The following is a 6,066-nucleotide window of genomic DNA, read 5'->3' as shown; positions in this document are numbered from 1 at the left end:
TCGGTGGCGTATTTCCAGCCGTGGTAGGCGCAGCGAATGCCGTCTTCTTCAACGAAACCGCGCGTCAGCGACACGCATCGATGCTTGCAGCGCGCCTCGATCAGACCGTAGCGACCCTGGCCGTCCTTGAATACCAGCAGGTCCTCGCCCAGCAGGCGCAGCGGCTTGATGGGCTTGTCGTCGGTCAGTTCCGCGACCGGACACAATGCCTGCCAGTAGCGGCGCAGCAGTTCCCCGGCCGGCGTACCGGGTCCAACGCGGGTAAGACGTTCGTTCTGTTCCGACGTAATCATGGCAGTTTCCTCTTGCGTACAAGCGGGAATGCGAAACGTCTCGACGAGGGCCGGAGCGCGGCGTTTGACGTTTTGTTGGTGGGGCGGTTTGCGTTACCGGCCGATCGGACTCACAAGCAGCCTGGTCAAACTCCAAAAAAGAACTTCAGTGCCACTTCGTTATAGAGCTCCGGCTCGTCGTTCTGGCACACATGGCCGGAGTCCTCGAACCACTCGAAGGTAGCGTTGGGCAAGAGCTCCTTTAGCTGGTCGGCCATTTCCGGGGTGGCGAAGACGTCGTGCCGGCCCCAGATGAAGTGCATGGGGATGTCCAGCTTGGGCAGGCGATGGCGCAGGTCGAACCACTGCGCGGCCTGCGGTTCGTTGACCCGGCGGTTGCGGAAAAAATTCATGAATGACGCCTGCACCTCTGGCACGCCGGGTAGCTGTGCGTACTGCCAGCGTTTTTCCAGGCGTTCCTCGCTGATCCGCTCCGGATGGTGCTGGATGCCGCTGATGAAATTGCGCAGACCTTCCTTGGTGCCGTCGTAGGCCACCAGTTTTTTCATGCCGGGGGTCATGCCCATCTCGATGCCCATGCCAGTGGCGATGGTGCCGCTGCTGACCAGCAGCAGTTTCTTGACCCGGCCGGGATGGTCCAGCGCGTAACGGGCTGCCACATAGGCGCCCAGCGAGTTTCCGGTAACGTACACCTCGTCCAGGCACAGCGTGTCGATGAACACAGCCAGTTGCTCGGCCATGAACTGGTGCGAGAACTCCTTGTCGAGTGGCTTGTCGCTCAGACCAAAGCCGATCTGGTCCACCGCGATGGCGCGACCATGCCGGCCCAGCGCTCCGACGTTGTGGCCCCAGCCGAACTCGCCCGCCGCGCCCGGACCGCCACCGTGCACCATCACCACCGGTATGCCGTCGCCCCACTCGATGTAATGCATCTTGTAAGCGCCGGCACGCACGAAGCGGGAAACGAACGACTGGTTGCTCATGGCTGGACTCCTGTTCAGTAGCTGATCTTGATGTGCGGCGCGGGTTCCCCGTACTGGTGGGGTTCCAGGTCGTGGATGGCGTCTTCCGTGGTGATACCCGAGTGCGCGCCGGGGCGCCAGCAGTAATAGCCGGCGCGGGCACCGCCGTCGAGCAGAAAATCCTGTCCGGTCATGAACGACGATTCGTCCGATGCCAGGAACACCGCCGCGTTACCGATGTCGCGCGCGTTACAAAAACGCCCCAGGGGGATGCCCTTCAGGAAGTCATCGGCGGACATGGTGTGCGGGCCGTGGATACGCGGGTTCAGCATCTTGGCCGGGTACTGCCACAACAGGTGGTCCATAAAGGTGGGGCTGATGGTGTTGACGCGGATGCGGTGCGGCGCCAGTTCCATGGCCGCGCCACGGCAAAAATTGAGCAGCCCGGCCTTGGCGGCGTTGTAGGCGGTATTGCCGGCCTCGCCCTGGTGCGCTGCGTCTGACACCAGGTGGATGATAGAACCCGCCACACCCGCTTCCGCCATGGCACGGGCGGTGTACTTGGTGGTCAGCATGCCACCGGTGAGATAGCCGGTGAGGCTGGCGTTCCAGTCGTGCAGGTTCATGTCCATGATGGTGTGGCGGTACTGGTTACCGACCTGGTTGAACATGATGTCCACGCGCCCGTAGTGCGCCACGGCCTCGGCAACCAGCCGCTTGGCGTCGGCTTCCTGCGTCGGGTCACCAACCAGCGCATGCGCCTCGTAACCCTTGCCCTTGATGAAGGCCGCGCAGCGCTCGGCAGCCTCGGCGCGAATGTCCACGACCGCGACCCTGGCGCCTTCCTTTGCAAACCAGTGCGCGGTGGTGCCGGCAATGTGCGGGCTGGCGCCGAACACCAGCGCCACACGATCCTGCAAACGTCCCATGGCGGCGTCCTCAGCGGGGTTCGAAAATGGTGGTGACGAAGTTATCGTTGCACACCCAGGTGGGTTGGAAGTCGGCATGGCGCGGGGCGCCCGCGCCAACGTCGCTCATGGCGCCGGCCAGTACGGTGGGGATCAGCAACTCCCACTGCGCGTGGCGCTCGAAGTGCTCGAAGGAAAGCTGCCGCGGCCAGGCCCCGTAATCGCCCTGCTGCCACTGCTCGAACAGCGCGCGATCGGCTTCCACATCAGGGTGGATGCGTTCATTGGCCTTGCCGCTGTCGTTGGCGTGCGACCAGTCGCCGGCCGCAACGATGGCCACGCGCCACGGCGAGGGCTTGAACGCACGCGCAATCTCTACCCCCAGGTCAAAGGCTCCCTGCGGTGTCAGCGGCGGGTCGTCGCGGGTCAAATCGAGCGAACTCAGGCCCTCCTCATCCCGCACCCGCCCGAAGCGGAAGGGGTCGATCCCCAGCGGCAGCACCGGTGTGGCAAATTCGCGCCGGTCAAAATCCAGATGCACCGTCCCGGCAATGCAGTTGTGGCCCAACCCAGCCGGATGCGGCGACTCGGGAACGAGCCGTGGCGCAATACCAACGTTGGCCAGGTGTTTGGCCAGGACATCCGCGGCTTGGGGGTGTCCGCGCAGGGTCACGACCTTGCCCGGGTCTTCCTCGAACCAGTTATCGCGAAAAAAGGTCCACAAATTCCACGGCTGCACCTGGATGGCCTCATGCGTGTGCAGCCACCACTGCGGGCGCTCAGTGGCGGCAAAAGTCTCGTGCACGTCGCGATACATCATCAGCAGCAGATCGGGCCGGAAATCGTCCAGCGCCCGGCGCAGGGTGCGGAATTGATCGTGCTGGCGCAGCTGGTGCGCGGCACCGGCGGTACGGCCCTGATCCTGATCCGAGCCCCACTCGGCGCGCATCGGCGCCGGCCAGTTGGCCGGATCGCGCAAGTGCGGCTTGTCACGCCAGCCCCAGGCCAGGTTGCCCCACAGCACCCACGGCATGTTCGCCGGCTTCATGCGCAGGAACGGAAAATCCGAAACCGTGAGGCCCAGGATTTCAGCCATTTGTTCCTCCATTCTTGGCTGGTGCGCCGTGGTTTGGATGCGCGCCGGATTGGTTGCCCGACTCAAGGCACGCTGCTAGGCTCCGCGAGACCTTGGACCCAAATCAAGCCGTCGCAACCCACGCTCTCCCAATGTCGAGGAAAGCCGTAATCCGGGTTGGCGATAGGTGGGGGGCAGCTCGGATGGTAGCGCATCTTCGGCGGGCTTTTCGTCCTCGACATGTAGCGCGCAACATCCGGATGCACAGGACAGCGATGGCTCTATCGGGCGGGCGGGAAGCATGATCGCAGGTTGGCACAGGAGTAGCCCATGGCCGTGATCGACGTGGGTCGCGACAGCGCCCGCATCAACCAGCTCTATTACGAGCACATTCCGGAGTTGGGCATCCCCAATTACTGGTACCCGGTGGCTCGCGCAAAGGACATCAGGGAACAACCGACGCCAAAGACCCTGCATGGCGCGCCGGTGGCCCTGCTGCGGCGCAATGGCAAGATCTACGCGGTCGCCAACGAGTGTCCCCACCGCGGCACTCGCCTGCACAAGGGCAGCTGCGAGTTTCCCGGCAGCAATACCCTCACCTGCCGGTACCACGGCTGGACCTTCGACGTCACCAGCGGCGCGCTGGTCGGCGTGCTGACTGACGGACCCGATAGCCCAATGACCGGCAAGGCGCGCTTGCGGACGTACCCTGTGGAGGAACGCCAGGGCATCGTCTGGCTGTGGCTGGGCGATCGCAAACCCGTCCCGGTGGAGGACGATATTCCGCCTGGCCTGTTGATGGCGAGCGAGGTACATGTAGTCCAACGCGAGTGCTACGGGAACTGGCGCTGGCACGCCGAGAACCCGGGCCTGGGTCACGCTACCATGCTGCACCGCGATTCAGCCTACATGCGGTTTGTGGATTTTTTTGGTTATGGCAAGCGCCTGCAACCGGTCCTGATGCACGAAGGCCTTGACGGCGAGTGGCTCCAGGAACGGTTCGACGACGTCGGCAAAGGCGAACACTATCCCGGCCTTGGGCCATGGCCCCGGCGCCGTTTCGGTGAAGTCATCCAGATCCAGGAACTCAAACCCACATTGGGGGTGAGCACAATCGTCTCGATTCGCCTGCCCGGCGTGGTGCGCATTAACAATTACCCATTTCAGGGCGCGATGTACTACGAGTGGTTCGTGCAGACCGACCCCGACCATTACCTATATTTCCAGGTCGATTGCGGCTTTCCCAAGACAGTGGCACAGCGACTGAAGTATTTGTTTCACTACTACGCCTGGGGCCGCTTCATTGGCATAGTGCGCTTCACCATGCAGGATATCGACATGGTCGGCGACTCTCACGACCTGTGTAAAAAACAAGGCCACAACGATCCTGTCGCCCTGTTTCGCCCGGATCACTTCCACCTGGCCTGGCGCAAGTACGCGATGGCGAACCTGCGTGGCGGGCCGGTGCCAGGTTTCGAGGATGCGCGTTCAGCACCGTCGTAGTGCCGACTCGCCAGCGCGGATCGGCAGGCACCAACCGGCTTACCCACGCCGGTTGCACCCTGCAGGCTGCCTTGTCGGTATAAGCGGGCCCTTGCTAGGCTGCAACATGGCGGCGCGGCCGCGCCCAGTAACGAGGACAAAAGCCATGAAGGTCATCGACGCCCGGACCGACGCCGCGCACATCAACGAATTGTTCTACCAGCGCATTCCCGAGGCGGGCCTGCGCAATTACTGGCACCCGGTGGCGCTGTCGCGCGAGATTACGGACAAGCCGGTGGCACGCACTCTGATGGGCGATGCCGTAGTGCTGCTGCGCCGCCTGGGTCGGGTTTATGCGCTGGCCAACGCTTGCCCGCACCGAGGTACGCAGCTGTCGAAGGGAACATGCGAGTTTCCAGGCACGCGCACACTGACCTGCCGTTATCACGGCTGGACCTTCGATGTCGGTGACGGCAGCCTGGTCGCGGCGCTCACCGACGGCCCGGACAGCCCCATCGTCGGCAAGCTGCGCGTGCGCACCTATCCAGTGGAGGAACGTCAGGGGATCGTATGGATATGGCTGGCCGACAGCCCACCGGTGCCGGTGGAGCAGGACATCCCACCCGGTCTGCAACAGGCCACCATTGTCCGCACGGTGCGTCGCGTCGCCACCGGCAACTGGCGTTGGCACGTGGAGAACCCGGGCCTGGGCCACGCCACCATGCTGCACCGCGACTCGGCCTACATGCGCATGGTGGACTTCTTCGGCTACGCGGAAGATCCGCAGGCCGTTCTGGGCAGCCAGGGTGATGACGGTGAATGGCTGTTGGACCGCTTCGGCGCACCGGGTAAACGCGCTCAGTACCCGGGCCTTGGCGTGTGGCCGCGCAAACGCTTTGGCGAACTTGTCAACATAACCGGGATGATGCCCTCGTTGCGCGGCATCGATACCTTTGTATCGGTAAAACTGCCGGGCATCATCCGGGTGATCAACTTTCCGATCATGGACTCGCTCTATTACGAGTGGTTTGTGCAGACCGATGCCGATCACTATTTGTACTTCCAGGTGGCCTGCGGCTACCCGACGACGCGCCGGGAGCGGCTGTCGTGGCTCACACGCTTCTACGCATGGGGCCGCTGGGCCGGTATGGTGCGCTTTAATGCGCAGGACTTGTGGATGGTGGAGGACTCACATGCCAAGGCCAAGGCCGACGGAACAAACGATCCGGCGCCCCTGTACCGCCCGGATGGCTTTCAGCTTGCCTGGCGAAAATACGCGCTGGAAAACCTGCGCGGTGCCAAGGTGACAAAACAGCAAAGCGACTCGCTCCAGGCCGCGAGCTAAA

Annotated in this window: 6 protein-coding genes; 2 read left to right on the top strand and 4 right to left on the bottom strand. The window is 63.4% G+C overall.

Features of this window, described 5'->3' with window-relative positions:
• From ABZF37_RS05260 to ABZF37_RS05245, 4 genes are all read right to left on the bottom strand, one after another.
• Positions 1–293, bottom strand: a 293-nt coding sequence (locus ABZF37_RS05260; RefSeq protein WP_372717516.1) for a Rieske 2Fe-2S domain-containing protein, incomplete at its 3' end; no start/stop codon positions are given.
• Between the two features lie 125 nt (positions 294–418).
• Positions 419–1,276: an alpha/beta fold hydrolase gene (locus tag ABZF37_RS05255; protein WP_372717514.1), complete on the bottom strand. Its 858-nt coding sequence runs from the start codon at positions 1,274–1,276 to the stop codon at positions 419–421.
• A 14-nt stretch (positions 1,277–1,290) separates the two neighbouring features.
• Positions 1,291–2,184 carry an SDR family NAD(P)-dependent oxidoreductase gene (locus ABZF37_RS05250; RefSeq protein ID WP_372717512.1) on the bottom strand — a complete coding sequence of 298 codons (894 nt, stop codon included), beginning with the start codon at positions 2,182–2,184 and terminating at the stop codon, positions 1,291–1,293.
• Positions 2,185–2,194: 10 nt separating this feature from the next.
• Complete coding sequence (locus tag ABZF37_RS05245; RefSeq protein WP_372717510.1) at positions 2,195–3,259, bottom strand: hypothetical protein; 1,065 nt, start codon at positions 3,257–3,259, stop codon at positions 2,195–2,197.
• A gap of 309 nt (positions 3,260–3,568) precedes the next feature.
• Here ABZF37_RS05245 and ABZF37_RS05240 point away from each other — a divergent pair, with 309 nt between their 5' ends.
• Positions 3,569–4,741 carry a Rieske 2Fe-2S domain-containing protein gene (locus ABZF37_RS05240; protein ID WP_372717508.1) on the top strand — a complete coding sequence of 391 codons (1,173 nt, stop codon included), beginning with the start codon at positions 3,569–3,571 and terminating at the stop codon, positions 4,739–4,741.
• 145 nt (positions 4,742–4,886) lie between these two features.
• Positions 4,887–6,065 carry a Rieske 2Fe-2S domain-containing protein gene (locus ABZF37_RS05235; RefSeq protein WP_372717506.1) on the top strand — a complete coding sequence of 393 codons (1,179 nt, stop codon included), beginning with the start codon at positions 4,887–4,889 and terminating at the stop codon, positions 6,063–6,065.
• The last annotated feature ends 1 nt before the right edge of the window (position 6,066 follow it).

The sequence above is a fragment of the Immundisolibacter sp. genome, from assembly GCF_041601295.1.
GTDB lineage: Bacteria > Pseudomonadota > Gammaproteobacteria > Immundisolibacterales > Immundisolibacteraceae > Immundisolibacter.
Note: the sequence above shows the minus strand (reverse complement) of the source record. Positions and strands in the feature narration are given on the sequence as shown.